Origin of the sequence: Bradyrhizobium sp. 1, assembly GCF_023073315.1 — a bacterium.
Classification (GTDB): Bacteria; Pseudomonadota; Alphaproteobacteria; order Rhizobiales; family Xanthobacteraceae; genus Bradyrhizobium.
Genome location: NZ_JADPJH010000020.1, coordinates 12,046 through 38,206, shown reverse-complemented (window position 1 = coordinate 38,206; position 26,161 = coordinate 12,046). Strand labels below are relative to the sequence as shown.

Genomic DNA, 26,161 nt, shown 5'->3' with positions numbered 1-26,161 from the left:
CGCAGCGCAGCGTCTCTTCGACGATGCGCTGCAGAGCCGGGGCCCATGCATCAGCGAATGCGCGGCCTGCTGGGTCCCGGCTCTGCGCAGCAGCGCAAGAGCGCTGCAGCGCGTCCGGGACACGGGAGGAACAAGCACCGCCATTCACTCACACCCCCTCCTCCGGCTAGAGTGCTCCGATTCCCGGAGTTCTCCTCTTGGCCTTCCTTTTCGTCCTCATCGTCGGCCTGATCGCCGGCACCGTCTCAGGCATCGTCGGCACCGGCTCGTCGATCATGCTGATGCCGGTGCTGGTCTATGCCTATGGACCGAAGGAAGCCGTGCCGATCATGGCGGTGGCGTCCGTGATGGCGAATTTTTCGCGGATTCTCGCTTGGTGGCGCGAGGTCGACTGGCGGGCCTGTGCGGCTTATTCGGTGACGGGCATTCCGGCCGCGGTGCTGGGCGCGCGCACGCTGCTGGCGCTGCCCTCGCATGCCGTCGATCTCGCCATCGGCATTTTCCTGATCGCGATGGTACCGGTGCGGCACTGGCTGGCGCGGCATGACCTGAAGGCCAATCTCTGGCATCTGGCGATCGGCGGCGCGGTCATCGGCTACCTCACCGGCATCGTAGTCTCGACCGGTCCGCTCAGTGTGCCGTTGTTCCTGTTCTACGGGCTCAGCAAGGGCGCGTTCCTCGCAACTGAGGCTGCCTCCTCCCTCGGCCTCTACTTCGCGAAATCGGTGACGTTCGAACGTTTCGGCGCGCTGACGCAGGACGTCTTTATCAAGGGCCTGGTCGCAGGCTCCTCGCTGATGTCGGGCGCCTTCATCGCAAAGCGCTTCGTGATGCACCTGAAGCCGGAGATGTTCCGCCTGGTGATGGACGCGATCATGATCGCGGCCGGGCTCTCTATGCTCTGGAACGCGACGCAGCCGTAATCGCGCTCAGGCGGCGAATTCGGGCGCGATCGACGGGCTGTCGACAAGGACGCGGCTTTCGGGCGCCGCCTGCTTCTCGAGCCATTGCAGCACGGCGTCGAGCGGCTGCGGTCGATGATAGTGAAAGCCCTGCCCGAGCATCACGCCCATCTCGCGCATGGCCTCAGCCTGCTCGGGTCGCTCGATGCCTTCCGCGACGAGCGTCAGCCCCAGCGTCCCGGCGAGCGACGCAATGACGCCGACGATCGCCTTGTCTTCCGCGCTGTCAGGTATCTCGCTGATGAAGGCCTTGTCGATCTTGACCTTGTCCAGCGGGAAGCGCCTGAGATGCGCGAGCGAGCTGTAGCCCGTGCCGAAATCGTCGAGCGCAATGGTGGCACCGAGGCGCCGGAGACGATGCAGCGTCTCGGAGGCGCTGGCCATGTTGTTGATCAGCGAGCCCTCGGTGATCTCGAGCTCGAGCGAGGAAGGCGCGACATCGAAGCGCGCGCAGGTCGCGCGCAGCTCGGCGGCGAATGAATGGTCCGCGAGTTCGGACGGCGGCAGGTTGATCGCGATCCGGATTTGCGGCTTGCCGGCGGCCATCAGGCGTTGCAGCGCCCGGCAGGAATCGGTCAGCACATAGCGCGTCAGCCGTGCATTGTTGCCGCTGCGCTCGATCAGCGGCAGGAATTCGCCCGGGCCGATGATCCCATGCTCGGGATGGCGCCAGCGAATGAGCGCTTCGAGGCCGACGACGGCCTGATTTTCGAGATCGACCTGGCTCTGATACCAGACCTCGAACTGCCCCTCGGCGAAGCCCGCGGGAATGGCGAGTTCGAGGTCCCGGCGGCGGCGATAGTCGCGCTGGAGCGCTTCGTCGAGCACCGCGACGGTGCCGGGCGCCTTGCTCTTGGCATGGTAGAGCGCGATATCGGCGAGCGCCGGCAAATGCGAAAGCTCGGGATCGCCGGCGCGGCGCACCGCGAGGCCGATGCTGGCGCGCGGCACGACCTGCTTGTCGTGCAGCCGGATCGGTTCGGAAATGGCGTTCAGCAGCTGGCGCGCGAATGCCTGCGCGGTCGCCTCGTTGCTGACCTCGGGGCGAATGACCACGAACTCGTCGCCGCCGAGCCGCGCGACCCAGTCCTGCGGCTCGACCGCGTCGCGAAGACGCTCGGAAATGTGCACCAGGAACTTGTCGCCGGAATCGTGGCCAAACGTGTCGTTGATGCCCTTGAAGTCGTCGAGATCGATGAAGCAGAACGCGATCAGCGAGTCCGGCGAGCCGGCATCGTTACTCAGCGTCACCAGATGCTCGGACAGCGAGCGGCGGTTGGGCAACCCCGTGAGAGGGTCGTGCGCGGCCATGTGGCCGAGCCGGTCCAGCGCTCCCGATGTCGTGTGCTGCATGGCGTTGAAGGCGCGTGCGAGCTGGCCGAATTCATTCAACGATTTGATGTCGGCCGGATAGGCGCGCCCGTCCTGCTTGCTGCGCTGGATCGCCGACATGATCGCGGCCAGCGGCTTGCCGATGAAGATGTTGGCCGAGATCCGCATCGCGATCAGCGTGGCAAACGTCGCGAGCAGACCGACGACCAGAAGTAGCAGCAGCCGGCTTCCCGTGTCCGCATAAACTGTCGCATAGGAGTAGGCGATGACGATGCGGCCGGCCTGCACGGCGATGTTGCCGTTGGTGTAGCTGATCGGACGCGAGACCTCCGAGACCGCCTGGTCCGACGGCCGCGCCACCACGCGCGCGATCGCGACACCGGTATCGTCGTAGACGGCCGCGGCCGCAATGGTCTCGTCGTGCATGATCTCGCTGAGCACGCTCGTGACCTGGTCGTAGCGCATCTTCCACAGCGGCTCGGCGATCAGCTCGCCCCGGCTCTCGGCTGTGCGGGCAATGCGCGCATCGAGCTGCCGGATCTGCGACCAGAAGCTCGATATCTCGACGCCCGCGGACGCCAGCAGCTGCACCACCAGCAGCACCGGCACCGTGGCCCAGATCATCGCGCGGACCACCGAGCGTGAAGGGGCGGCCTGCGCGTTGCGTTTCGGGGCGGTCATGTCGTCATCGTTTCGCATCAGTCAGCGGTGCCTTCCAGGGACGCCAGCGACGAGATGAGCGCATCGATGGAGAAATCGTATTGGCCGCAGCGTCCCGCCTTCGCCCTGAACCGCGTGAAGTCGATCCGGTCGAAGGCGCGGTTCTTGATGAGGTCGCCGACCGAGCCAAGGTTTGTGCGGGTGATCGCGGACGTCTTGACCTCGATATGAGCCGAAGCGGCCGCAAAGTCGCAACCATCGGCATAGTCGCGGAGCAGCACGATCGACCAGCCGCCGAGCAGAAAGTGACCGCCGTCGGTCAGGAGCAGTCGACCCGACTTGATCTCGCGTAGCGCGTCCTCCGACCAGTTGAGGCCGACGACCTCGATATTCCGGCCGGGCATGAGACCGGCAGCGGTCACCGCGCGAAGCGCTCCCAGCGCCATCGGATCGTTTCCGGCCCATATGCCGGCGGGCCGGATCTCCTTGCGCGAGGCCCAGCCCAGATAATTCGCCGTGACCTGCTCGGCCTCCGACTGCGTCCAGTTGGCGAACAGCATCCGGTCCACCACCACATCGGGCGCGGCGTCCGCGGCAAGCTTGAGACCGGCGTTGCGGGCGATCGAGGCCGGCGTGATCTCATCGCCGCCGATGCCGAGAATGTGGATCTTGCCGTCCGGGCTCTGCCATTTCTCGGCACGCGCCCTGCTGATCAGCGCGTTGGCCATCCGCGCGCCGGCGGTCTGGAGATCGGTCGTGATATCGCCGAGCCAGGTCTTGAGCTTCTGGCGCGGTGGTCCAAGGCGCACCGCGTCCTCGCCGATCAGCGTGTTCGACAGCAGCAGCGTCTTGACCCCGGCAGCCTCGGCCGCCTCCAGGACCGGAACGGCAGCGGATTCCTCGTTCGAGAGGATGAGGAAATCTGGCTTGTCGGGACGTGTCACCACGCCGAGCCCGAGTTCCTGCATGGTGCGGTAATTGCGCTCGCTGGTCAGCACCTCGACATGCGCATCGAGCTTGCGGCCCGCGGCCTTCATGGTCTGCGCGACCATGTCCCAATAGACCTCGCCGGTCTTGCCGGGGTTGACGAAGACGATGTTGAGAGGCTTTGCATCGGACGCGGCGGCGCCGCCGACCGGCGTGAACACGCCGCAGGCCATGCCCATCGTGAGCAATATGCGCAAGACTGCCGTCATTTTTTTTTCGCCACCCAGTATTGGTTCCGAAACTGGACCCACGTCCGCTAACATTTGGCAAAGTCCGGCCGGGCGCGCCGTCGTAGAGCTAACGAAGGGTGTACCGATTGCGTTGAATTACGATGTTGGGCGCGCCAGTGATCGGCCTCACGGTCCGCCATTCCGTGCTATCAGCAGACATCAAGCCCTCCGACTCGCTGTCCCCATGGCCAAGAACACGCTTTCCTTCGTCTGCCAGAACTGCGGCGCGGCCTATAACCGCTGGCAGGGCAAGTGCGAGTCCTGCGGCGAGTGGAATACGCTCGCCGAAGAGGACGCGACCGGCAGCGTGCCGGTCTCGATCCGCTCCAAGCGCAAGGGCCGCACGTTTGCACTGGAGAGCCTGGCCGGAAAAACCCAGGACGCCCCGCGCCTGTCCTCAGGCATGACCGAGCTCGACCGCGTCACCGGCGGCGGCTTCGTCCGCGGTTCGGTGCTGCTGGTCGGCGGCGATCCCGGCATCGGCAAATCGACGCTGCTGACGCAGGCCACCAGCCTGATGGCCCGCGCCGGCCACCGCATCGTCTACATCTCCGGCGAAGAGGCGATCGCGCAGGTACGCCTGCGCGCCGAGCGGCTCGGGCTATCGGATGCACCGGTGCAGCTTGCCGCCGAGACCTCGGTCGAGGACATCATCTCGACGCTGTCGGAAGGCGCGGTGCCGCGGCTGATCGTGATCGATTCCATCCAGACGATGTGGACCGACACGGTGGAATCCGCGCCCGGCACGGTCACCCAGGTCCGCGCCTCCGCGCAGGCGCTGATACGGTTTGCCAAGAAGACGGGCGCCGCCATCATCTTGGTCGGCCACGTCACCAAGGACGGCCAAATCGCTGGCCCCCGCGTCGTCGAGCACATGGTCGATGCCGTGCTGTCGTTCGAAGGCGAAGGCTCGCAGCAATTCCGCATCCTCCGCGCCGTGAAGAACCGCTTCGGCCCGACCGACGAGATCGGCGTGTTCGAGATGACGGGCTTGGGCTTGCGCGAAGTCACCAATCCGTCCGAATTGTTTTTGTCAGAGCGCGATCTCGGCACGCCCGGCACGGCGGTCTTCGCAGGGATAGAGGGCACAAGGCCCCTTCTGGTCGAATTGCAGGCACTGGTGGCGCCGACCTCGCTCGGCACCCCGCGCCGGGCCGTCGTCGGTTGGGATCAGAGCCGGCTCTCGATGGTGCTGGCGGTGCTGGAGGCCCATTGCGGCGTCAAGCTGTCCGGCCACGACGTCTATTTGAACGTCGCGGGCGGCCTGCGCATCCACGAGCCAGCGGCCGATATGGCCGCCGCGGCCGCGCTGGTGTCGTCCCTGGTTAATGCGCAGTTACCCACCGATGCTGTCTATTTCGGCGAGATTTCGCTCTCCGGCGTCATCCGGCCGGTGGCGCAGACCCCTGCGCGGCTCAAGGAAGCGGCCAAGCTCGGCTTCAAGCGCGCCGTGTTGCCCGAATCGGCCCGCGGCGGCGATGCTGGCGGCGACGCCGGATTGTCCCTGAACGCGGTCAACAGCCTCACGACACTGGTCGCCGAGATCGCCGCCAAGGGCTCCCGCCGTGGCGACTCGAGCCCGCCGGCGGAGAAAAATGCCACACCGGCAAGATTCCGCCGCGGAGAGGGTTAGGTGGAGGTGACGTCCCGCGCCCCCACCGCTATACAGCCGTCACAAAAGCAGCATGGGATTGCGTGGTTGCGGCCTTGCCGGGAACGCCGTCTGACCCTCACTTAGGGCCACGGCCAAACACCGATTCGCTGAGCACCTTTGAAGTACGAGCGGACCAGACCAGCCGATGCCAGTAACACTCCTCGACCTGATCCTGCTCGGTGTGATGCTGATCTCGGGCCTGCTCGCCATGGTCCGCGGCTTCATGCGCGAAATCCTGTCGATCGCGGCCTGGGGCGCCGCGGCGATCGTGACGCTGTATTCCTTCTCGAAGCTGCTGCCGACCGCAAAAACTTATTTCAACAACGACACCGTCGCGAGCGTGGTCGTGGTGGCCGGCGTGTTCATCGGTACCCTGGTCGTGGTCTCCGTGATCACTGTCCGGATCTCCGACATGATCCTGGATTCGCGCATCGGCGCGCTGGACCGCACCCTGGGCTTCCTGTTTGGTCTCGCTCGCGGGCTTTTGATCGTCGTCGTCGCGTTCCTGTTCTTCACTTGGCTGGTTCCGGACAAGCAGCGCCCGGACTGGGTCGCGGGGGCCAAATCCCGCGTGGTGCTCCAGGGAACCGGGGATTGGCTGATGGCCCTCTTGCCTGATGACCCCGAGAACACCATCTTGAAGAGATTCAAGAAAAACAAACCAGATGATGATCAAGCTGATACCGACCAGCAGCCTTCGGGCACTGGCGACGGCTACAGCAAACCCGCTCGTGACGGCCTCAAAAAGCTGATCGAGAAACCTGCGGCGCGTTGATTTAGGCCCAAAGAGAGGCTCGGACGAGATGCGACACCCTGACCAGGACGCCCAACTTGATCTCGACTTGAACCGGCCCTCTGGCTCAGCCGCGATTGAGCTTCAGGACGATCTGGAGGGGGATACGCTGCGCGAAGAATGCGGCGTCTTCGGCATCTACGGACACCCGGACGCAGCCGCCATCACGGCGCTCGGCCTCCACGCCCTTCAGCATCGCGGCCAGGAAGCCGCCGGCATCGTCTCCTACGACGGCAGCCGCTTCCATTCCGAACGCCGCCTCGGCCTGGTCGGCGACACCTTCTCCCGCCGCGAACTGATCGACCGCCTGCCCGGCAATATGGCCGTCGGCCATGTCCGCTATTCCACCACCGGCGCCAACATCCTGCGCAACGTGCAGCCGCTGTTCGCCGAGCTCAATGCCGGCGGCCTTGCGGTCGCCCATAACGGCAACCTCACCAACGGCCTGACACTGCGCCGCGAGCTCGTGAAGAACGGGTCGATGATGCAGTCGACCAACGACACCGAGGTGATCCTGCATCTGGTCGCGCGCTCCAAGCGCAGCCGCTTCATCGAGCGCTATATCGATGCGCTACGCGAGATCGAGGGCGCCTATGCGCTGGTCTCGCTGACCAACAAGAAGCTGGTCGGCGCGCGCGATCCGCGCGGCATCCGTCCGCTCGTGCTCGGCGATCTCGACGGCTGCCCCATCCTGACCTCCGAGACCTGTGCGCTCGACATCATCGGCGCGCGCTTCGTCCGCGACATCGAGCCCGGCGAAGTCATCGTGTTCGACGAAAACGGCCAGGACATCCACAAGCCGTTCCCGCCGATGGCGCCGCGTCCCTGCATTTTCGAATACATCTACTTCTCCCGTCCGGATTCAATCGTTCACGGCCGCTCGGTCTACGAGGTGCGCAAGAGCTTTGGCGCGCAGCTCGCGCGCGAGAGCCATGTCGAGGTCGACGTCGTGGTGCCGGTGCCGGATTCCGGCGTGCCCGCAGCGGTCGGTTACAGCCAGCATTCCGGCGTGCCGTTCGAGCTCGGCATCATCCGCAACCATTATGTCGGCCGCACCTTCATCCAGCCAACGCAGGCGATCCGCGAATCCGGCGTGCGCATGAAGCATTCGGCCAACCGCGCCGCGATCGAAGGCAAGCGCATCATCCTGATCGACGACTCGCTGGTGCGCGGCACCACCTCCAAGAAGATCGTGCGCATGATGCGCGATGCCGGCGCGAAGGAAGTGCATTTCCGTCTCGCCTCGCCGCCGATCCTTTATCCCGATTATTACGGCATCGACCTGCCCGACCGCGGCGGCCTGCTGGCCGCGACGCATTCGCTGGAGGAGATGCGCGAGATCATCGGCGCCGACTCGCTCGCCTTCCTGTCGATCGACGGCATGTACCGCGCCATGGGCGAGCCCGGCCGCGACCCCGCCAATCCGAAATTCTCGGATCATTGCTTCACCGGCGCCTATCCGACCCACCTCACCGACCAGACCCAGACCGAGCAACAGCCGCGGCAGCTGTCTCTGCTGGCCGAGGCGAGCTGACGCGAGGCCGCGACGATGCAGCTGACCATCGCCATTCTCTGCGGAGGGCTGTTGGTCGGCTTCATCGTGTTCGCCTTCAGGCAAGGCATGAAGGTGACACCCGACAGTTCGGGAAACGGACCCAACAGCAACAATATTCAGTAGCCCGTCGATAGCGTGAGCCCGAGGGCAAATTCCGTCATGGCCGGGCTTGTTCCGGCCATCCACGCCTGTAAAACCCCGCCATGACAAAACCCCTCGCCGACCGCATCGCTCTCGTCACCGGCGCCTCGCGCGGCATCGGCTATGCCACGGCCATCGCCCTGGCGAAGGCCGGCGCGCATATCGTTGCGACAGCGCGGACGCAAGGCGGGTTGGAAGAGCTCGACGACGAGATCCGGAAAGACGGCGGCAGCGCCACGCTGGTGCCGCTCAACCTCACCGATTCCGACGGCATCGCGCGGTTAGGGGCCGGCTTGCACGAACGCTACGGCAAGCTCGACATCCTCGTCGGCAACGCCGGCGTGCTCGGCCCCTCCTCCCCAATCGGTCATATCGAGTTGAAGGCCTTCACCGATGTGATGGCCGTCAACGTCTCCGCGAACTTCCAGCTGATCCGCTGCATGGAACCGCTGCTGAAGCAGTCCGATGCCGGCCGCGCCGTGTTCATCACCTCGGGCGCCGCCAACAAGGCGACCGCCTATGTCAGCCCCTACGCCGCCTCCAAGGCCGCGCTGGAGACGCTGGCACGCGCATGGGCGCAGGAGACCGCGAACACGCCTCTGCGCGTCAACCTGTTCAACCCCGGCCCGGTCCGCACCCGCATGCGCGCCACGCTGATGCCGGGCGAGGACCCCGCGACGCTCGACACGGCGGAGCAGGTCGCCGAATTCATCGTGCCGATGTGCGCGCCCGGCTGGACCGAGACCGGCAAGTTCTACGATTACAAGACCCGCAGCCTGATGAGCTTCCGCTCGTCGGCCTGATTGACTCAACTGCCTCCCCGCGATTGACTGCACGCGCTCAAGCGGTGGCAAGCCGCAGGCCAATAAAGGGAGGTCGCCATGGCACCGTGGCATGATCGCGCCGGCTTTGCGCGTGCGCTCGCAATCGTCTCTCACGCCGTCTCCATCCTGATCGCAGCCATCGCATTCGCGCTTCCAGGCGCGGCGAAGGCCGGCGACGTCCCGACCTTCGCGGTCGAACCGTCCTGGCCAAAGCCGCTGCCGAACAACTGGATCCTCGGCCAGGTCGGCGGCATTACCGTCGACTGGCAGGGCCATATCTGGGTGATCCATCGCCCGCGCTCGCTCACCGACGACGAGAAAGGCGCGAGCCTCACCCCGCCGCGCTCGAAGTGCTGCGTGTCGGCACCGCCCGTGCTCGAATTCGACACGGACGGCAATCTGCTGCGCTCCTGGGGCGGTGCGGGCGAAGGCTATGAATGGGTCGGCCGCGAGCACGGCATCGAGGTCGACGAGCGCGGCTTCGTCTGGGTCGGCGGCAATGCCGACAACGACAACGCGATCCTGAAGTTCACCCTCGACGGCAAGTTCGTTGCCCAGATCGGCAAGATCGCGCCGAGCCTCGGCAGCAACGACACGACGCAGCTCGGCAAGCCCGCCGAGACCGCTATCGACAAGGAGGCGAACGAGATCTACGTCGCCGATGGGTACGGTAACCGCCGCGTCATCGTGTTCGATGCGACGACGCTCGCCTACAAGCGGCACTGGGGCGCCTATGGCAACAAGCCTGATGACAGCAAGCAGGCCCCCTACGATCCCAAGGCGCCAGTCTCGCAGCAATTCGCCAACCCCGTCCATTGCGTGAAGCTCGCCAATGACGGTCTCGTCTATGTCTGCGACCGCATCAACAACCGTATCCAGGTGTTCAGGAAGGACGGCACCTTCGTGAAGGAGTTCTTCTTCGAGAAGAACACGCTCGGCAACGGTGCGGTGTGGGACATCGCGATCTGGCCCGATCCGAAGCAGACCTATTTGCTCAGCGCCGACGGCGAGAACAACGAGATCCGGATCGTCAAGCGCGGGGACGGCAGCGTGGTCGGCAGTTTTGGCCACAACGGCCGCAATGCCGGGCAATTCCACTGGGTGCATGCCATGGCGGTCGACGCGAGGGGTAACGTCTATACCGCCGAGGTCGATACCGGAAAACGCATCCAGAAATTCAAGCTGACCTCGGACGCGCTGAAATAGCGTCTCGACGCATTTTGCCCAAAAGTTAACCGACGGATGACGCGACGACGCAGCGTCATCCGGCTTTAGGCGCATTGCCGCCGGCCGTGGGACACGGTAGAGCCATCAGCCGGAACAAGGCTTCGCAAGAGAGCCGTCCGCATGTTTGACAATGGAGGAAACCTTTTATGACGACGACGTTCGCGCGCCGCACTGCGGCCCTTCTGGCCTGTGCCGCTTTCGGTTTTGCCACATCCGCTTCCGCCCAGGACAAGACCGCCACGATCGGCGTTCTCAACGACATGTCGAGCCTCTACGCCGACATCGGTGGCCCCGGCGCCGTGACGGCGGTCAAGATGGCGGTGGAGGATTCCGGCCTGCTCGCCAAGGGCTGGAAGATCGACGTCATCAGCGGCGATCACCAGAACAAGCCTGACGTCGGCGTCAACATCGCGCGCCAGTGGATCGATACCCAGAAGGTCGACGTGATCGCAGATACGCCGAACTCGGGCGTCGCTCTGGCGGTCAGCAACGTTGTCAAGGAAAAGAACGCCGTCCTGCTCAACAATGGCGGCGCCAGCGCCGACCTCACCGGCAAGGCCTGCAACGCCAACACCATCTCCTATACCTACGACACCTACATGCTCGCCAACGGCACCGGCAAGGCGCTGACCAAGGCCGGCGGCGACAGCTGGTTCTTCCTGACCGCCGACTACGCCTTCGGTGCCGCGCTCGAGCGTGACACCAGCGCGGTCGTCACCGCGAACGGCGGCAAGGTGCTCGGCGGCGTCAAGCATCCGCTCAACACGTCGGACTTCTCCTCCTTCCTGCTCCAGGCGCAGAACTCGAAGGCGAAGATCGTCGGGCTTGCGAACGCCGGCGGCGACACCACCAACTCGATCAAGCAAGCGGCCGAGTTCGGCATCGTCGAAGGCGGCCAGAAGCTCGCCGCGCTCCTGCTCTTCATCAACGACGTCCACTCGCTCGGTCTGAAGACCGCGCACGGCCTCACCTTCACCGAATCCTTCTACTGGGACCTCAACGAGGGCACCCGCGCCTTCTCGAAGCGCTTCCAGGAGAAGGCTGCGAACAAGGCGATGCCGTCGATGACCCAGGCCGGCAACTACGCCGCCGTGCTGCATTACCTCAAGGCGCTCGATGCCCTCGGCGGCAACCCCCATGACGGCGCCAAGGTCGTCGCCAAGATGAAGGAGCTTCCGACCGACGATCCGCTGTTCGGCAAGGGCCCGCTCCGCGAGGACGGACGCCGTATCATCCCGGCCTATCTGTTCGAGGTGAAGAAGCCCGAGGAGTCGAAGGGCCCGTGGGATTATTACAAGCTGATCGCGACCATCTCGGCGGAAGACGCGGCCAAGCCGCTGAAGGACAGCGAGTGCCCGCTGGTGAAGAAGTAAGCCAGTCCACGCTGCCGTAGGGTGGGCAAAGGCGCGCAAGCGCCGTGCCCACCATTTCTCCGCAACATCAAGAAGCGGTGGGCACGCTTCGCTTTGCCCACCCTACGAGACCGTCTTCGTGGTCGCCACCGTCCGCATCGCGATCATCACGCACACCACCATCAGCCCCGCCGCGAGCAGGAACGGCGCGCCGGGCAGATGCAACGGTGCGCTGGTGCCGATGAAGTACGAAAACGTCAGCGTGAACAGGAACGGGCCGACGAGCTGCGATACGCTCTGTACGCTCGCGGTGGCGCCCTGCAACTGGCCCTGCTGATCGGGCGCAACCAGCCGCGTCATCAGCGACTGCATGGCAGCGCCCGAGATGCCCCACAGCGACATCACGGGAATGCCGATCCAGAACAGCGGCCCGGTCGGCGCAGCGCCGAAGATCACGAAACCGATTGCGCCACAGCACAGGCCCAGTACCAGCGCGTTCCGCTCGCCGAGCACGCGCACGATCGGGCCGATGGCAAGCCCCTGTACCACCATCGCGCAAATGCCGACCATCGCGAGCGTCAGCCCGACCGTCTTGGAATCCCAACCATAGCGATAGGTCGCATAGAGCACGAAGGTCGAGGGCAGCACGACATGGGCGACCTGCGCGATGAAATTGACGATGGACAACCCCGCCAGCGCTGCGTTGGTGCGCAGCAGACGCAACGCCCCAACCGGATTAGCGCTCGCCCAGCGGAACGCCGCGCGTTTCTCAGGCGCCAGTGATTCCGGCAGGACAAAGAGCCCATAGAGCGCATTGGCAAAGCTGAGAGCCGCCGACGCCCAGAACGGCAGGCGCGGATCGATATCGCCGAGCAGGCCGCCGAGCGCCGGGCCCAGGATGAAGCCGGCGCCGAACGCAGCACCGATCTTGCCGAAGACCGCGGCGCGTCGCTCCGGCGGCGCGATATCGGCAATATAGGCGAAGGCAGTGGAGATGCTGGCCGAGGTGATGCCGGAGATCACGCGGCCGACGAACAGCCAGACAAGCGACGGCGCCAGCGCCATCAGCACGTAGTCGGCCGCGAGCCCGAAATTCGACAGCAGCACCACCGGCCGCCGCCCGAAACGATCCGACAGCGCGCCGAGCACCGGCGAGAACACGAACTGCATCAGCGCCCAGGCGGTGCCGAACAGGCCGAAGATGCGGGCCGCATGCGCCGTGTCGTTGCCGGTGAAACTCTCGATGAGCTTTGGCAGGATCGGCATGATCACGCCGAGCGCGAGCATGTCGAGCAGGATGGTGACGAAGATGAAAGCAACCGCACCGCGCCGGACCGGCGCAGCGCTTTGCGCCATCGCCTCGCCGGCCTCTCCGCTCACGACGGCCGCTTGCGCTTATGAGCGAAGGGGTTGGCCTTCTCACGCAAGGTGATCCGCACCGGCGTCCCGGGCAGCTCAAAAGCTTCGCGCATCGAATTGGTGAGATAGCGCAAATACGACTGCGGCACCGCGTCCGCGCGCGAGCAGAACAGCACGAAGCTCGGCGGACGCGCCTTGGTCTGCGTGATGTAATTCAGCTTCAGCCTGCGGCCGGACACGGCCGGCGGCGGATTGGCCTGCACCGCCTCCTCGAACCAGCGATTCAATGCCGCGGTCGACACACGCCTGTTCCACAGCGCGTAAGCCTCCTGGATCGCCTGCATCAGCCGGTCGATGCCCTCGCCCATCAGGCCGGAGACGGCGACGATCGGCACGCCCCTGACCTGCGGCAGCAAGTGGTCGGCATCCCGGCGCAGGTTGGAGATTGCGCCGCCGCCCTTGCTCTCCATCAGGTCCCATTTGTTGACCGCGAGCACGATGGCGCGGCCCTCGCGCTCGATCAGATCGGCGATGCGCAAATCCTGCTCCTCGAAGCGGTTCTGCGAATCCATCATCATCACGACGACTTCGGCAAAGCGCACGGCCCGCAGCGCGTCAGCGACCGAGAGCTTTTCCAGCTTCTCCTCGATGCGCGAGCGGCGGCGCAGACCCGCCGTATCGAACACCCGAAATTCGCGGCCCTTCCAGTTGATCTCGACCGCGATGGAATCGCGCGTGGTGCCGGCCTCCGGGCTCGTTAGCAGGCGCTCCTCGCCGAGCAGGTGGTTGATCATCGTCGATTTGCCGGCGTTGGGCCGGCCGACGATGGCAACCCGGATCGGGCGCGTGGCGGCCTCTTCCTCGGTCAGCGGCTCGTCATCATCGAGCTCGTCGTCCTCCACCGGCTCCGGCATCAGCGGGCGCAGAGCGTCGTAGAGCTCGCCCAGGCCCTCGCCATGCTCGGCGGATATCTGGATGGGATCGCCGAGCCCCAGCGCAAAGGCCTCCATCGCGCCGGCATCGCCGTGCTTGCCCTCGCTCTTGTTGGCGACCAGCAGCACCGGCTTGTTGGCCTTGCGGGCGAAATCGGCGAAGGCGCGGTCGTTCGGCGTGAGGCCCGCGCGCGCGTCGACTACGAAGAACAGCGCGTCGGCTTGCGCGATCGCGGCCTCCGTCTGCTCCTGCATGCGCGCAGTCAGCGAGCCCTTGGCGCCCTCGTCGAGGCCCGCGGTATCGATGATGGTGAACTCGAGATCGCCGAGCCTGGCCTCGCCCTCGCGGCGGTCGCGGGTGACGCCGGGCAGGTCATCGACGAGCGCGAGCTTCTGCCCAACCAGGCGGTTGAACAGCGTCGACTTTCCGACATTGGGTCGGCCAATAATTGCAATCGTAAAGGGCATCGGTCATTCGTGCGCCGCCGGAGCTGCGCCTGTCAATGAAATGAAAATATTAAAGCGCGATGAGCTTCGGATGAATCCTCATCGCGCTTCAGCTTGTTGTTTGAGCATGATCTTTTCGGAAAACCGCTTCGCGTTTTTCCGGATCGTGCTCTAGCGTGAGAAGCTGCCGCTGGGCATCGGCGCCGGGAAGGCCCCTTGCGACTGCTGCTGCGTGGTCTGGGTCGGTTGCGCCTGCTGGACGGTCTGATCCGGCGGCGGCGCGGTGGTGCGCTTGCGGACGATCTTCTGCCTGGGCGGCGGAGCGGCCGCGGCCGGTGCCGCCTCGGGCTGGGCCTCGCCATCGACTTCACCGGCAGGCGCCTCAGGCGGCGCGGCGGCGGTTGCAGCCGGCTGCCTGGTCTGCTGTCCAGACTTCCTGGCCTTGGCGCCCTTCGCCGGCTTTGCAGGCTCTGGCGGCTGCGGCTCCGCGGGCAGAGAGGCAACGGCAGGCGCGTTTGGATCCGGCTGTTGTTGCTGGGCGCCCTTGTACATGTCTCTCGGCACGCCCTGCTCGAGGCCCGGCACGCCCTCCGGGAAGACCGGCTTGCGGTCACCCGGCAGCTTCTTCTTGGTGTCGAGGAAGTCGAGCATGTCGCTCGGATCGAAGCTGGAGCAGCCGCCCAGAACGCCCGTGAAGGCGATCAGGACGGCGGCTGCGATCAAGCGGGTCGTGCGGCGCATATCGATATCTCGTCTCAGCTCACTTAGCTTCTTGTAGCTCAGCTTACTCGGCCGTCAGCTTTTGGCGACGGGCGGCAGCAGGGCCTGAAGCGCCTCGGCGCGCGAGCGCAGGGCGGATGGCGTCTCGCCGTCCTCGGCGATCGCGTCGAGCCATTTGCGGGCCGCAGTGGCGTCGTTGCTACGCCAAGCCGACAGCGCCAGCATCTCGCGGGCGCTGTGGCGGAAGGTCGATTTGGGTGTAGCGGAAGACTCCAGCCGCTGCTGCATGTCGGTATAGGAGGCGCTGTCGACCAAGAGGCCGGCGGCCCGAATCTTCGCCAGATCCTGCCACTCGCCACCAACGCCGCGGTCGGCGGCGATGTCGTCATACATCTTGGCAGCCGCCTTGGGATCGCGGGCCGCAACCTCGGCCGCAGCACGCAGCCGCGCCAGGGTGCGGTAGCCCGACGGAGCCTTGGCGGCGAGCTCGGTGAAAGCCGTCTCGGCCTCCGTATGCTTTGCCTGCTCGGACAGCTCCACGGCCTTCTCGAAGGCGGCGCCGGCCTCGGCGGCCTTCTTGGCCTCCAGATATTGGTACCCGCGCCAGCCGCCGACGGCGGCCACGATCAGCACCATCAGGGCGATAAAGTAGATCGAATATCTATCCCACAGCTTCTTGAACTGTTCGCGACGTACTTCCTCGTCGACTTCGTCAAATAATTCAGACACTTATGCTAATCCCATGCCCGTCCGGGTGCGCGCGCCAAGGCGTTCGCGTCAGGAATCCCGTCCCCACGTGGCGGCGGGGTACCCTAACGATATGGCGGTGGCAAGGCAAAGCGAGCCCGATCAAGGCGTTAACCACCCGGACGAGCCCGGGGCCCGTCCGCCCAGCTCAGGCTCCCAAGAGCTCCCGCAACTGCCGTTTCAGTACCTTGCCATTGGCATTGCGCGGCAGCGGCTCGGCAGTGATCACCATGGTCTCCGGGACCTTGTAGTCGGACAGCCGCTCGGCGCACCAGGCCCGCAACGCCTCGCCGGCCACTGGCGCGCGCGTCACCACCACGGCGTGGACGCGCTCACCCAGCACCGGGCAGGCCTTGGCAATGATCGCGCTCTCGATCACCGCGGGATGGCCGGCCAGCACGGATTCCACCTCGGCCGAATAGATCTTCAGGCCGCCGCGATTGATCATGTCCTTCTGCCGGTCGAACACGCGGACAAAACCCTCCGCATCGACCGAGCCCAGATCGCCGGAATGCCAGAATCCGGCAGTGAAACTCTCGGCCGTGGCCCTCGGGTTGTTCCAATAGCCTTGGATGACGGAGGCGCTCTGGATCCAGAGCTCGCCGATCTCGCCGTGAGGTAGCTCGCGTCCGTCCGGTCCCATCGCGACGATGCGCGCGCCGGGACACGGCAAGCCGACGCTGTCGATGTGGCTCGCCGTCAGCTCGCCCGGCATGATCGTGGACGGCGACGTCGTCTCGGTCGCGCCGTAGCAGTTTGCCAGCTTCAGACCGGGAATCGTCGCCTTGAGCTTCTCGATGGTCGCGACCGGCATCGGCGCGCCGCCAAAACCGCCGATGCGCCAGCTCGACAGGTCGTAGCTTTCGAAATCAGGCTGGAGCAGGCACAGATTGTACATCGCCGGCACCATCACGGTGTAGGTGACGCGTTCGCGCGCGGCGAGCTTGAGGTAATCGGCGGCCTTGAACTCCGGCATGATGATCAGCGCGCCGCCGCAGCGGATCATGGTCGTGATGTTGGCAACGACGCCGGTGACATGGCCGAGCGGCACGGCTGCGATCGAACGGTCCGCTTGCGTCAGTTGCAGGCAGGACACGAACACCATCGAGGAATGGACGATGTTGCAATGGGCGAGCATCGCGCCCTTCGGCTTGCCCGTCGTGCCCGAGGTGTAGAGGATCATCGCGGTGTCCTCCTCACCGACTTCAACCGGTGCGTGGGACGGCGCATTGTCGACGAGCATGGCGAAGCGCGACAAAGCCGGATCGCTGTCGACGGCGATGCGGTGGATCACATCGGGCACGTCTAGCGCATCGGGTAGCCGCTCGGTGAGTGCGGCCTCGTGGATCAGGATCTTGGCGCCGCAATCGGCGAGCACATAGGCGATCTCTGGCTTCTGCTGACGCGTGCTGAGCAGCACCGTCACGAGCCCCTCATGCGCGGCCGCAAACAACAGCAACGGAAACTCGATGCGGTTGCCGAGCAGGATCGCCACACGATCGCCGCGCTGCAATCCGAGCTTGCGAAAGCCCGCCGCAAGCCGCGCGGCCTGCTCCACCGCCTGCCGCCAGCTCAGCCGAACATTGCCTGCGATCAGCGCCTCGCCATCAGCATTGCGGGCGCAGGCGTCCGCAATCATCGCCCACAAGCTCGCCGGGCGGTCACAGAAGGCCGGGACAACCCGATCGCCAAACCGCGCCTCGAGTCGCATCGGCGGGATCTGAGATTGCGTCCAGTCCATCGGAATGCCCTGAGCCTGTTGCTTTGTCACCTTCGCGCACGGGCCCGCGGCCCTGTCTTGCGCCGATCGGCTAGACACCCACGACGGGAACACCGATCACGACGGGATGGAACGCAAACGCCAGCGCCAGATAGGCGACAACGCCAACCGCGACCGCGATCAGATCGTTGGTGACGCCGCCCACCGGAATCGGCGGGCCACCGGGATCCTTGCGATGCTTCAGCGAAATGCGGTCATACACCGCCCAGCCCAGGAACGAGCCGAACAGGATGATGGAGCCGAGATCGCCATTGGCGAGGAGATGCGCCGCCGCCCAGAGCTTGATGCCGGCCAGCATCGGATGTTTCAGCGTCGCATAGATGCGCCCGCGCAAGTAGGAGGCGACGAACAGGATCACCGCGGGCAGCATCAGCGCCAGCGTGATGTGCTTCAGCGCCTTCGGCGGATACCAGACGTCGATCCAGCCGGAGCTGCGATAATGCGCAAAGCCCCAGATGATCAGCGCCAATCCCGCAAGCGAGACCACGGCATAGAAGATCTTATAAGTCCCCTCGCCCAGCCGCGCGATAGCCTGAGCGCGTGCATCCCGTTTCGTCGTAAAAACATGGGGCGCAAAAAACAGCACCAGCCCCAGGATCATGACCAACAGACCCACGATATCCTCCCCCTCAAGCAGCCCCCGCCTCTGAGGTATCATCGATCGGCCGCCGGTCGCAACTGATGCGGCTACTTGCCCAGGTCTCGATTATCGACATAGCGGATCGCGATCGGCCGTCCGGCCAGCGCGCCGCCGAGGCCGCCGGTGAATTTCAGCGGGAGGCAGGCGTTCAACGACGAATTGATCGCATTCAGGTACGTCGTTCGTGTGTCAGCCGGGACGCCAGCGGTCGCATATGTGAGCTGCGGCGGGCCAATCAGGCCGCCCGCCTTGTTGAAGCTGAACCGCACCGCCACCTGCATTCCCGCGCGCGCATTGTCTGATGGCGGCGGCGACCAGCAGGTGCGCAGCTCGGCGAAGAGGTCGCCGATCGTGTCGAGGTCGTGATCCGGCTTTTGATATTTTGCGCGGTCGGCTTCCGCCGGCAAGCTCTCGACCGTGAGCTGGAGATTCTGGCCGTAGGGATAGTCGATCTCGGGAATGCAGGGGCCGGGCTCCAGCGGGCTGCAATAGGACGGGGTGCAAGGGCGACCGTCGAGCACGCTGCACGGCTCGTGCGAAAACGGGATCGGATTGATCTGGCGGCGCTGCGCGTCGGCGGCAACGGTCGAGATCGCCAGCAGGATGAGAACGAGAATGCCGCGCCACATGATGCGAACTCGCAAGATCATATGGATGGAACGTGGCATTGCCCCCGACAACGTCAAGCCTGTGAACGTTCACATGCTCGCGTTCAAGCGGCTGGGGCGCAGCCGCTACCCCTTCTTCTTGACGTCCTTGACGTTGGTGAACGCGATGCCCTCGGCGCGTTCCCTGGTGTAGCCGAGATAAAACTCGTTCCGGGCCAGATACACGGGATCGCCGTCGACATCGTCGGCTATGCTCGATGTGTTGGCGGCGATGAAGGTGTCGAGCTTCTTGCGGTCGTCCGAGGAGACCCAGCGGGCGAGCTGGAACTCGCTGACCTCGAACTCGACCGGCAGCGAATATTCCGCATCCAGCCGCGCCTTGAGCACGTCGAGCTGGAGCGCGCCGACCACGCCGACCAGCGCCGGCGCACCGTCGCGCGGGCGGAACACCTGGACGACGCCCTCTTCCGACATCTGCTGAAGCGCTTCTTTCAGCTTCTTGGCCTTCATCGCGTCGGTGAGACGGACGCGGCGGACGATTTCCGGCGCAAAACTCGGGACGCCGACGAAGTTGAAATCCTCGCCCTCGGTCAGCGTGTCGCCGATGCGCAGCGTGCCGTGATTGGGAATGCCGACGACGTCGCCGGCGAAAGCCTCATCCGCGACCGAACGGTCCTGGGCAAAGAAGAATTGCGGGCTCGACAGCGGCATGCTCTTGCCGGTGCGGACGAGCTTGGCCTTCATGCCGCGGCTGAGCTTGCCGGAACACAGCCGGGCGAAGGCGATGCGGTCGCGGTGGTTCGGATCCATGTTCGCCTGGATCTTGAACACGAAGGCGCTCATGCGCGGATCGGTCGCCTCAACCCTGCGCTGATCGCTGTCCTGCGCGCGCGGCTCGGGCGCGAACTTGCCGAGGCCCTGCAGCAGATCGCCGACGCCGAAATTGCGCAGCGCACTGCCGAAATAGACCGGCGTCAAATGTCCTTCGCGAAACGCTTCCAGCTCGAAGGGCTTCGAAGCCTCGGTGACGAGCTCGAGCTCCTCCTTCACCGCCGACATGTCGAGATTGGCGTTGAGCTTGGCGAGTTCGGCGATCTCGATCTGCTGCGCCGCGCCGGTCTTGGCGCCGCCGCCTTCGAGCAGGCGCACGCCGCCATTGGCGACGTCATAGGTGCCGAGGAAGTCGCGGCCGCGGCCGACCGGCCAGGTCATCGGCGTGGTGTCGAGCGCCAGCGTCTTCTCGATCTCATCGAGCAGCTCGAAAACGTCGCGGCTCTCGCGATCCATCTTGTTGATGAAGGTGATGATCGGGATGTCGCGAAGACGACAGACCTCGAACAGCTTTCGCGTCCGCGCCTCGATGCCCTTGGCGGCGTCGATCACCATGACTGCGGAATCGACAGCCGTGAGCGTCCGATAGGTGTCTTCCGAAAAGTCCTCGTGGCCCGGCGTGTCCAAGAGGTTGAAGACGAGGCCCTCGAACTCGAAGGTCATGACCGAGGTCACGACCGAGATGCCGCGCTCGCGCTCGATCTTCATCCAGTCCGAGCGCGTGTTGCGCCGCTCGCCCTTGGCCTTGACCTGGCCGGCGAGATTGATGGCGCCGCCGAACAGCAGCAGCTTCTCGGTCAGCGTGGTCTTGCCGGCGTCGGGATGCGAGATGATCGCAAAGGTCCGCCGCCGCGCCACTTCAGCGGCAAGCGGAGAACGGGCCGGCGATTCGGCTGTGGTGGTGGCGATGTCGGACATGGCGGCAGCGTTTGGCAGGGAAAATGGGCCGGATCAAGCCTCATCTGGTGATTGCGGGGCCCTTCGGCCAGCCCCATATCGGCCTTGGTCATATTGACCTCGGGGGAGGACGGCCTTCCTGCACATCAGCCGCGGGGACGACCCTGCCTTGAATGGAGGGTCGTCATGGCCTGGAGCATCCTGTTCGTCGCCGGTCTGCTGGAGATCGCCTGGGCGATCGGCCTCAAATACACCGAGGGCTTTACCAAGCTCATTCCGTCGGTTCTCACCCTCGCGGCCATGGCCGGCAGCGTCATCCTGCTCGGCCTCGCCCTCAAATCCCTGCCGATTGGAACCGCCTATGCGGTGTGGACCGGGATCGGCGCGGTCGGGACCGCGACGCTGGGCATTATCCTGTTCGGCGAGCCGGCCACGGCGTTCCGCCTCGCCAGCATCGCCCTGATTGTCGCCGGCATCGCGGGGCTGAAATTCGTTACCTGACGAAGATCTCGACCGCCCACCAGGTCAGCGCCGCCACGATGGCCGAGGCCGGAATGGTGATCACCCAGGCATAGACGATCGAACTGGCGACGTTCCAGCGCACCGCCGAAACACGGCGGGCCGCGCCAACGCCGACGATCGCACCGGTGATGGTGTGAGTGGTCGAGACGGGAACGCCAAGGAAGGTCGCCATGAACAGGGTCGCGGCACCGCCGGTCTCCGCGCAAAACCCCTGCATGGGCGTCAGTTTTGTGATGCGCAGGCCCATGGTGCGGACGATGCGCCAGCCGCCCATCAGCGTGCCCATCGCCATCGCCGCCTGGCACGACAGCACCACCCAGAACGGTATCGAGAATTCGGCGCCGAGATGGCCCTGCGAATAGAGCAGCACGGCGATGATGCCCATGGTCTTCTGGGCGTCATTGCCGCCATGGCCGAGCGAATAGAGCGAGGCGGAGGCGAATTGCAGGATGCGGAAGGCACGATCGACCGCGAACGGCGTCGAGCGCACCGAGAGCCAGGACACGACCGCGACCAGCATCATCGCGAGCAGGAAGCCGACCAGCGGCGACAGCACGATCGCGAGCACCGTCTTGGTCAATCCGCTCCACACCGCCGCCGAAATCCCCGCCTTGGCCATGCCGCCGCCGACGAGCCCGCCGATCAGCGCGTGCGACGACGAAGACGGAATCCCGAGCGCCCAGGTCACGAGGTTCCAGACGATGGCACCGACGAGGGCCGCGAAGATCACCTGGGCATCGACGATCGCGGGATCGATAATCCCGGTGCCGATGGTCTGGGCGACGTGCAAGCCGAACACCATGAAGGCGACGAAATTGAAGAACGCGGCCCAGAGCACAGCGAATTGCGGCCGCAGCACGCGGGTCGAAACGATGGTCGCGATCGAATTGGCGGCATCGTGCAGGCCGTTCAAGAAGTCGAACAGCAGCGCGACGGCGATCAATCCGATCAGGACGGGAAGACCCAACGCAGCATCCACGGCGCGGCCCCTAAACCTGCTCGATCACGATGCTGTTGATCTCGTTCGCGACGTCGTCGAAGCGATCAGCCACTTTTTCAAGGTGGTCGTAGATCTCGGCACCGACGATGAAATTCATTGCGCTGCCGTCGCGGTGCTTCAGGAACAACTCCTTCAGGCCGATGTCGTGGAGATCGTCGACCCGGCCCTCGAGCTTGGTCAGTTCTTCCGTGATCGCAGTCAGCATGGCGACGTTCTTGCCGATCTCTTGCATCAGCGGCAGCGCGCGACCGACCAGATTGGCGCATTCGATCAGGAGCCCGCCGATCTCGCGCATCGGCGGCTCGAAGGTGCGGACCTCGAACAGCATCACGGCCTTGGCGGTCTGCTGCATCTGGTCGATGGCGTCGTCCATCGAGGTGATGAGGTTCTTGATGTCGCCGCGGTCGAACGGGGTGATGAAGGTGCGGCGCACCGCAGTGAGCACCTCGCGGGTAATGTTGTCGGCGTCGTTCTCGAACTGGTTGACGCGCTGGCAATAGACCGGCGTCTCCTCGCCCCCGTTGAGCATGCCCTGGAGTGCGATCGAACCCTGGATCACGGTCTGGGCATGGCGGTCGAACAGGTCGAAGAACCGTTCTTCCTTGGGCAGGAAAGCGCGAAACCATCGCATCATGGGAGTGGCTACCGGTTGGAAATGGCCCGGCCCGAACGGGCCGTCACAAAACTGTCATAGACCATTTTCGATCCGCGCGCGTGTCACCTCACGCCCGCGAAGCCGGATCATCCACCGCTTTCACGCACCGATGAAATTGGTGCGATATCAATTCTTTAGAGCGAACGTCGGAAGTAATGCGCGATTTCGCCGATGACGCCGCGGCGGAACGTGAGCACGCAGATCACGAAGATCGAGCCCTGGATCACCGTCACCCACTGGCCGAAGCTCGCCAGATATTGCTGCATGGCGATGATCGCGAAGGCGCCGACCACGGGGCCGAAGATGGTGCCGAGACCGCCGACCAGCGTCATCAGCACGACCTCGCCGGACATCGACCAGTGCACGTCGGTGAGCGAGGCGTTTTGGGCCACGAACACCTTTAGCGCGCCGGCAAAGCCCGCCAGCGTCCCCGACAGGACGAACGCCAGGAATTTGTACTGGTCCGTCCGGTAGCCAAGCGAGATGGCGCGTGGCTCGTTCTCGCGGATCGACTTCAGGACCTCGCCGAACGGCGAATTGATGATGCGATAGATCAGCAGGAAGCCCGCGAGGAAGCCGACCAGCACGACGTAATAGAGCACGGTCGGCTTGGACAAATCGAGCACGCCGAACATCCGCCCCTGCGGAATGCCCTGGATGCCGTCCTCGCCATGGGTGAACGGTGCCTGGAGGTAGATGAAATACAGCAGTTGCGACAGCGCCAGCGTGATCATCGAGAAATAGATGCCCTGGCGGCGGATCGAAATGTAGCCGGTGATGAGCGACAGCCCGAACGCCGCAGCTATGCCAACGAGGATGCCGAGTTCAGGCGGCAGCGCCCATACTTTCAGCGCATGCGCGCTGCAATAGCCCGCGGTGCCCATGAACATTGCGTGACCGAACGACAACAGGCCGCCATAGCCGATCAAGAGATTGAAGGCGCAGGCGAGCAGCGCAAAGCACAGAGCCTGCATCACGAAGAACGGATAGACTCCCGTATAGGGCACCGACGCCAGCAGCAGCGCCATCACCACGAACACGACCATCTCGTCACGCATCGCGCGCGGGGTTACCGGCAGCGTATCGTCCGTCAAGGCTGTCATATCAGGCCGCCCTTCCCGTCAATCCCGTTGGCTTTACCAAGAGCACCAGCACCATCAGCACGAACACGACGGTGTTGGAGGCCTCGGGGTAGAAATATTTGGTCATGCCCTCGATCACACCCAGCGCGAACCCGGTGATGATCGAGCCCATGATCGAGCCCATGCCGCCGATCACCACCACCGCGAACACGACGATGATGAGGTCAGCGCCCATCAGCGGCCGCACCTGGTTGATCGGCGCCGAGAGCACGCCGGCGAGCGCGGCTAGGCCGACGCCCAATCCGTAAGTCAGCGTGATCATGCGCGGCACGTTGATGCCGAAGGCGCGAACCAGCGTCGGATTTTCAGTCGCGGCGCGCAGGTAACCGCCGAGCCGTGTCTTCTCGATCAGGAACCAGGTTCCCAGACACACGATCAGCGAAAACACGACGACCCAGCCGCGGTAGATCGGCAGGAACATGAATCCAAGATTCATGCCCCCTTTGAGCTGGTCGGGAATGGCGTAGGGCAGGCCAGAGGAGCCGAAGTAGTTCTGGAACACGCCCTGCACGATCAGCGCGATGCCGAAGGTCAGGAGCAGCCCGTAAAGATGGTCGAGCCCGGTCAACCATTGCAGCATGGTCCGTTCCAGGATCATGCCGAAGATGCCGACGATGATCGGCGCGATCAGCAGCGCCGGCCAGTAGCCAATGCTGAGATAATCATTGTTCAGCAGGAAATAGGCGACGAAGGCGCCCATCATGTAGAGCGCGCCATGGGCGAAATTGATGATGTTGAGCATGCCGAAGATCACGGCAAGCCCGAGACTGAGCAGCGCGTAGAACGAGCCGTTGATCAGTCCCACCAGTAGCTGTGCGTAGAGAGCCTGCATCGATCCAGCACCCAGTCCCTTCGGCGTTCCCTAGAGGCGCCCGCCGGCTCACAGCCGGCGGGCTGTTGGTCTTACTTCTTCAAGAGCGCGCACTTGCTCTCGGACAGCGGCGTGAAGGCCTGGTCGCCCGGCACCGTACCGACCAGCTTGTAGAAGTCCCACGGCCCCTTGGATTCCGAGGGCGTCTTCACCTCGAACAGATAGGCGCTGTGGATGGTGCGACCGTTCGGCTGGATCTCGCCCTTGCCGAACAGATCGTCCTCGGTCGGCATCGACTTCATCTTCTCGACGACCTTGACGCCGTCATGAGGATTGCCGCCGAGTGCGTCCAGCGCCTTGAGATAGTGGCGCACGCCCGCATAGACGCCGGCCTGCACCATGGTCGGCATCGCGCCGTTCTTCATCTTCCCCGAGAACTTCTTCGAGAACGCCCGGGTCTTGTCGTCCATGTCCCAGTAGAAAGTCTCGGTGAAGTTGAGGCCCTGCGCGGTCTCCAGGCCAATCGCCTTGACGTCGGTCAGGAACAGCAGCAGCGCCGCGAGCTTCTGGCCGCCCTTGACGATGCCGAACTCGGCCGCCTGCTTGATCGTGTTGGTGGTGTCGCCACCGGCATTGGCAAGGCCGATGATCTTGGCCTTGGAGGCCTGCGCCTGGAGCAGGAAGGACGAGAAGTCCGGCGTGTTCAGCGGATGCTTGACGCCGCCGACGATCTTGCCGCCGTTGGCGGTGACCACGGCCGTGGTGTCGCGCTCGAGCGCCGCACCGAAGGCGTAGTCCGCGGTCAGGAAGAACCAGCTGTCGCCACCGGCCTTCACCAGCGCCTGGCCCGTGGTATGGGCCAGCATGTAGGTGTCGTAGGTCCAGTGCACGGTGTTGGGCGAGCACTGCGCGTTGGTGAGGTCCGAGGTCGCGGCACCCGAGTTGATGTAGACGCCGTTCTTTTCCTTGATGACGTTGTTGACGGCGAGCGCCACGCCGGAGTTCGGCACGTCGACAATGATATCGACCTTGTCGACGTCGAACCACTGCCGCGCGATCGCGGTGCCGATATCGGGCTTGTTCTGGTGATCACCCGAGATGATGTCGATCTTCCAGCCCTTCGCAGCGAGCCCGGAATCCTCAACGGCCATCTGGGCTGCGAGCGTCGAGCCGGGACCGCCGAGGTCGGCATAGAGGCCGGACTGATCGGACAGCGCGCCGATCTTGACGGTCTTGTCCTGCGCGAAGGCTGCGCCCGCGCTGGTCACGGCCAGCGCCGTGCCGAGCAGAAACGATGCAATCGACTTCTTCATATGACTTCCCTCGTGAATCTTCTCTTCGCCATTTTTCTTG

General features: G+C 64.7%; 24 protein-coding genes. 9 read left to right on the top strand and 15 right to left on the bottom strand.

The features are described from left to right. The first annotated feature begins 197 nt into the window (after nucleotides 1-197). Nucleotides 198-923 (top strand): sulfite exporter TauE/SafE family protein, encoded by a 726-nt coding sequence (locus tag IVB29_RS16110; protein ID WP_247504360.1) that lies wholly within the window; start codon nucleotides 198-200, stop codon nucleotides 921-923. 6 nt (nucleotides 924-929) lie between these two features. Here the strand turns inward: IVB29_RS16110 and IVB29_RS16105 are convergent, their stop codons facing one another. Both IVB29_RS16105 and IVB29_RS16100 read right to left on the bottom strand, forming a co-directional pair. Then, the gene (locus IVB29_RS16105) at nucleotides 930-2,993 is read right to left on the bottom strand and encodes an EAL domain-containing protein (protein ID WP_247504359.1); all 2,064 of its coding nucleotides are present in this window, start codon (nucleotides 2,991-2,993) and stop codon (nucleotides 930-932) included. Further along, nucleotides 2,993-4,150, bottom strand: a complete 1,158-nt coding sequence (locus tag IVB29_RS16100) for an ABC transporter substrate-binding protein (RefSeq protein WP_247504358.1) — start codon at nucleotides 4,148-4,150, stop codon at nucleotides 2,993-2,995. The genes IVB29_RS16105 and IVB29_RS16100 overlap by 1 nt, the downstream gene beginning before the upstream one ends. A gap of 205 nt (nucleotides 4,151-4,355) precedes the next feature. Between IVB29_RS16100 and radA the strand changes: the two genes are divergently transcribed. The 7 genes from radA to IVB29_RS16070 all read left to right on the top strand — a co-directional run bounded on the left by radA (nucleotide 4,356) and on the right by IVB29_RS16070 (nucleotide 11,738). Then, nucleotides 4,356-5,804, top strand: coding sequence for a DNA repair protein RadA (gene radA / locus IVB29_RS16095; RefSeq protein ID WP_247504357.1), 1,449 nt, complete (start codon nucleotides 4,356-4,358; stop codon nucleotides 5,802-5,804). 166 nt (nucleotides 5,805-5,970) lie between these two features. Continuing rightward, nucleotides 5,971-6,600 carry a CvpA family protein gene (locus tag IVB29_RS16090; protein ID WP_092025690.1) on the top strand — a complete coding sequence of 210 codons (630 nt, stop codon included), beginning with the start codon at nucleotides 5,971-5,973 and terminating at the stop codon, nucleotides 6,598-6,600. Nucleotides 6,601-6,628: 28 nt separating this feature from the next. Next, entirely contained in the window at nucleotides 6,629-8,152 is a 1,524-nt protein-coding gene (purF, locus tag IVB29_RS16085) for an amidophosphoribosyltransferase (RefSeq protein ID WP_247504356.1), read from the top strand. Between the two features lie 15 nt (nucleotides 8,153-8,167). Next, complete coding sequence (locus IVB29_RS38400; protein WP_256466889.1) at nucleotides 8,168-8,296, top strand: hypothetical protein; 129 nt, start codon at nucleotides 8,168-8,170, stop codon at nucleotides 8,294-8,296. Between the two features lie 80 nt (nucleotides 8,297-8,376). Continuing rightward, nucleotides 8,377-9,117 carry an SDR family NAD(P)-dependent oxidoreductase gene (locus tag IVB29_RS16080; protein WP_247504355.1) on the top strand — a complete coding sequence of 247 codons (741 nt, stop codon included), beginning with the start codon at nucleotides 8,377-8,379 and terminating at the stop codon, nucleotides 9,115-9,117. Between the two features lie 78 nt (nucleotides 9,118-9,195). After that, nucleotides 9,196-10,344, top strand: a complete 1,149-nt coding sequence (locus IVB29_RS16075; protein ID WP_247504354.1) for a hypothetical protein — start codon at nucleotides 9,196-9,198, stop codon at nucleotides 10,342-10,344. A gap of 167 nt (nucleotides 10,345-10,511) precedes the next feature. Then, nucleotides 10,512-11,738 carry an ABC transporter substrate-binding protein gene (locus tag IVB29_RS16070; RefSeq protein WP_247504353.1) on the top strand — a complete coding sequence of 409 codons (1,227 nt, stop codon included), beginning with the start codon at nucleotides 10,512-10,514 and terminating at the stop codon, nucleotides 11,736-11,738. Between the two features lie 102 nt (nucleotides 11,739-11,840). Here IVB29_RS16070 and IVB29_RS16065 read toward each other — a convergent pair whose 3' ends face one another. From IVB29_RS16065 to IVB29_RS16030, 8 genes are all read right to left on the bottom strand, one after another. Beyond that, complete coding sequence (locus IVB29_RS16065; protein ID WP_247504352.1) at nucleotides 11,841-13,097, bottom strand: MFS transporter; 1,257 nt, start codon at nucleotides 13,095-13,097, stop codon at nucleotides 11,841-11,843. After that, nucleotides 13,094-14,476 carry a ribosome biogenesis GTPase Der gene (gene der / locus IVB29_RS16060; protein WP_247504351.1) on the bottom strand — a complete coding sequence of 461 codons (1,383 nt, stop codon included), beginning with the start codon at nucleotides 14,474-14,476 and terminating at the stop codon, nucleotides 13,094-13,096. The genes IVB29_RS16065 and der overlap by 4 nt, the downstream gene beginning before the upstream one ends. Nucleotides 14,477-14,626: 150 nt before the next feature. Further along, on the bottom strand, nucleotides 14,627-15,196 hold the full coding sequence (locus IVB29_RS16055) for a hypothetical protein (protein ID WP_247504350.1): 570 nt from the start codon (nucleotides 15,194-15,196) through the stop codon (nucleotides 14,627-14,629). Nucleotides 15,197-15,250: 54 nt separating this feature from the next. Continuing rightward, the gene (locus tag IVB29_RS16050) at nucleotides 15,251-15,904 is read right to left on the bottom strand and encodes a tetratricopeptide repeat protein (protein ID WP_247504349.1); all 654 of its coding nucleotides are present in this window, start codon (nucleotides 15,902-15,904) and stop codon (nucleotides 15,251-15,253) included. Between the two features lie 166 nt (nucleotides 15,905-16,070). Further along, nucleotides 16,071-17,663, bottom strand: a complete 1,593-nt coding sequence (locus IVB29_RS16045; protein WP_247504348.1) for a class I adenylate-forming enzyme family protein — start codon at nucleotides 17,661-17,663, stop codon at nucleotides 16,071-16,073. Nucleotides 17,664-17,733: 70 nt separating this feature from the next. Next, complete coding sequence (locus tag IVB29_RS16040) at nucleotides 17,734-18,318, bottom strand: NnrU family protein (RefSeq protein ID WP_247504347.1); 585 nt, start codon at nucleotides 18,316-18,318, stop codon at nucleotides 17,734-17,736. 71 nt (nucleotides 18,319-18,389) lie between these two features. Beyond that, entirely contained in the window at nucleotides 18,390-18,971 is a 582-nt protein-coding gene (locus IVB29_RS16035) for a hypothetical protein (RefSeq protein WP_247504346.1), read from the bottom strand. Nucleotides 18,972-19,076: 105 nt separating this feature from the next. After that, nucleotides 19,077-20,699, bottom strand: a complete 1,623-nt coding sequence (locus IVB29_RS16030) for a peptide chain release factor 3 (RefSeq protein WP_247504345.1) — start codon at nucleotides 20,697-20,699, stop codon at nucleotides 19,077-19,079. Between the two features lie 165 nt (nucleotides 20,700-20,864). On the opposite strand from IVB29_RS16030, the gene sugE reads away from it, so the two are divergent. Next, a complete protein-coding gene (sugE, locus tag IVB29_RS16025) occupies nucleotides 20,865-21,179 on the top strand; it encodes a quaternary ammonium compound efflux SMR transporter SugE (RefSeq protein WP_247504344.1) in 315 nt (104 codons plus the stop codon). Here the strand turns inward: sugE and IVB29_RS16020 are convergent. From IVB29_RS16020 to IVB29_RS16000, 5 genes are all read right to left on the bottom strand, one after another. Next, on the bottom strand, nucleotides 21,172-22,179 hold the full coding sequence (locus IVB29_RS16020; RefSeq protein WP_247504343.1) for an inorganic phosphate transporter: 1,008 nt from the start codon (nucleotides 22,177-22,179) through the stop codon (nucleotides 21,172-21,174). The two genes, sugE and IVB29_RS16020, sit on opposite strands and share 8 nt — an antisense overlap. 10 nt (nucleotides 22,180-22,189) lie before the next feature. Beyond that, the gene (locus tag IVB29_RS16015) at nucleotides 22,190-22,834 is read right to left on the bottom strand and encodes a DUF47 domain-containing protein (protein WP_247504342.1); all 645 of its coding nucleotides are present in this window, start codon (nucleotides 22,832-22,834) and stop codon (nucleotides 22,190-22,192) included. A gap of 155 nt (nucleotides 22,835-22,989) precedes the next feature. After that, nucleotides 22,990-23,958, bottom strand: coding sequence for a branched-chain amino acid ABC transporter permease (locus IVB29_RS16010; RefSeq protein ID WP_247504341.1), 969 nt, complete (start codon nucleotides 23,956-23,958; stop codon nucleotides 22,990-22,992). Nucleotide 23,959: 1 nt separating this feature from the next. Next, a complete protein-coding gene (locus tag IVB29_RS16005; protein WP_247504340.1) occupies nucleotides 23,960-24,829 on the bottom strand; it encodes a branched-chain amino acid ABC transporter permease in 870 nt (289 codons plus the stop codon). Between the two features lie 71 nt (nucleotides 24,830-24,900). Beyond that, nucleotides 24,901-26,121, bottom strand: coding sequence for an ABC transporter substrate-binding protein (locus tag IVB29_RS16000; RefSeq protein WP_247504339.1), 1,221 nt, complete (start codon nucleotides 26,119-26,121; stop codon nucleotides 24,901-24,903). Nucleotides 26,122-26,161 lie beyond the last annotated feature (40 nt).

Bases quoted from the DNA above. Each gene is read 5' to 3' on its own strand.
- IVB29_RS16105 (WP_247504359.1), bottom strand. From the start codon at position 2,993: ATGCGAAACGATGACGACATGACCGCCCCGAAACGCAACGCGCAGGCC.
- IVB29_RS16100 (WP_247504358.1), bottom strand. From the start codon at position 4,150: ATGACGGCAGTCTTGCGCATATTGCTCACGATGGGCATGGCCTGCGGC.
- radA (WP_247504357.1), top strand. From the start codon at position 4,356: ATGGCCAAGAACACGCTTTCCTTCGTCTGCCAGAACTGCGGCGCGGCC.
- IVB29_RS16090 (WP_092025690.1), top strand. From the start codon at position 5,971: ATGCCAGTAACACTCCTCGACCTGATCCTGCTCGGTGTGATGCTGATC.
- purF (WP_247504356.1), top strand. From the start codon at position 6,629: ATGCGACACCCTGACCAGGACGCCCAACTTGATCTCGACTTGAACCGG.
- IVB29_RS38400 (WP_256466889.1), top strand. From the start codon at position 8,168: ATGCAGCTGACCATCGCCATTCTCTGCGGAGGGCTGTTGGTCGGCTTC.
- IVB29_RS16080 (WP_247504355.1), top strand. From the start codon at position 8,377: ATGACAAAACCCCTCGCCGACCGCATCGCTCTCGTCACCGGCGCCTCG.
- IVB29_RS16075 (WP_247504354.1), top strand. From the start codon at position 9,196: ATGGCACCGTGGCATGATCGCGCCGGCTTTGCGCGTGCGCTCGCAATC.
- IVB29_RS16070 (WP_247504353.1), top strand. From the start codon at position 10,512: ATGACGACGACGTTCGCGCGCCGCACTGCGGCCCTTCTGGCCTGTGCC.
- der (WP_247504351.1), bottom strand. From the start codon at position 14,476: ATGCCCTTTACGATTGCAATTATTGGCCGACCCAATGTCGGAAAGTCG.
- IVB29_RS16055 (WP_247504350.1), bottom strand. From the start codon at position 15,196: ATGCGCCGCACGACCCGCTTGATCGCAGCCGCCGTCCTGATCGCCTTC.
- IVB29_RS16045 (WP_247504348.1), bottom strand. From the start codon at position 17,663: ATGGACTGGACGCAATCTCAGATCCCGCCGATGCGACTCGAGGCGCGG.
- IVB29_RS16035 (WP_247504346.1), bottom strand. From the start codon at position 18,971: ATGTGGCGCGGCATTCTCGTTCTCATCCTGCTGGCGATCTCGACCGTT.
- IVB29_RS16030 (WP_247504345.1), bottom strand. From the start codon at position 20,699: ATGTCCGACATCGCCACCACCACAGCCGAATCGCCGGCCCGTTCTCCG.
- sugE (WP_247504344.1), top strand. From the start codon at position 20,865: ATGGCCTGGAGCATCCTGTTCGTCGCCGGTCTGCTGGAGATCGCCTGG.
- IVB29_RS16015 (WP_247504342.1), bottom strand. From the start codon at position 22,834: ATGATGCGATGGTTTCGCGCTTTCCTGCCCAAGGAAGAACGGTTCTTC.
- IVB29_RS16010 (WP_247504341.1), bottom strand. From the start codon at position 23,958: ATGACAGCCTTGACGGACGATACGCTGCCGGTAACCCCGCGCGCGATG.
- IVB29_RS16005 (WP_247504340.1), bottom strand. From the start codon at position 24,829: ATGCAGGCTCTCTACGCACAGCTACTGGTGGGACTGATCAACGGCTCG.
- IVB29_RS16000 (WP_247504339.1), bottom strand. From the start codon at position 26,121: ATGAAGAAGTCGATTGCATCGTTTCTGCTCGGCACGGCGCTGGCCGTG.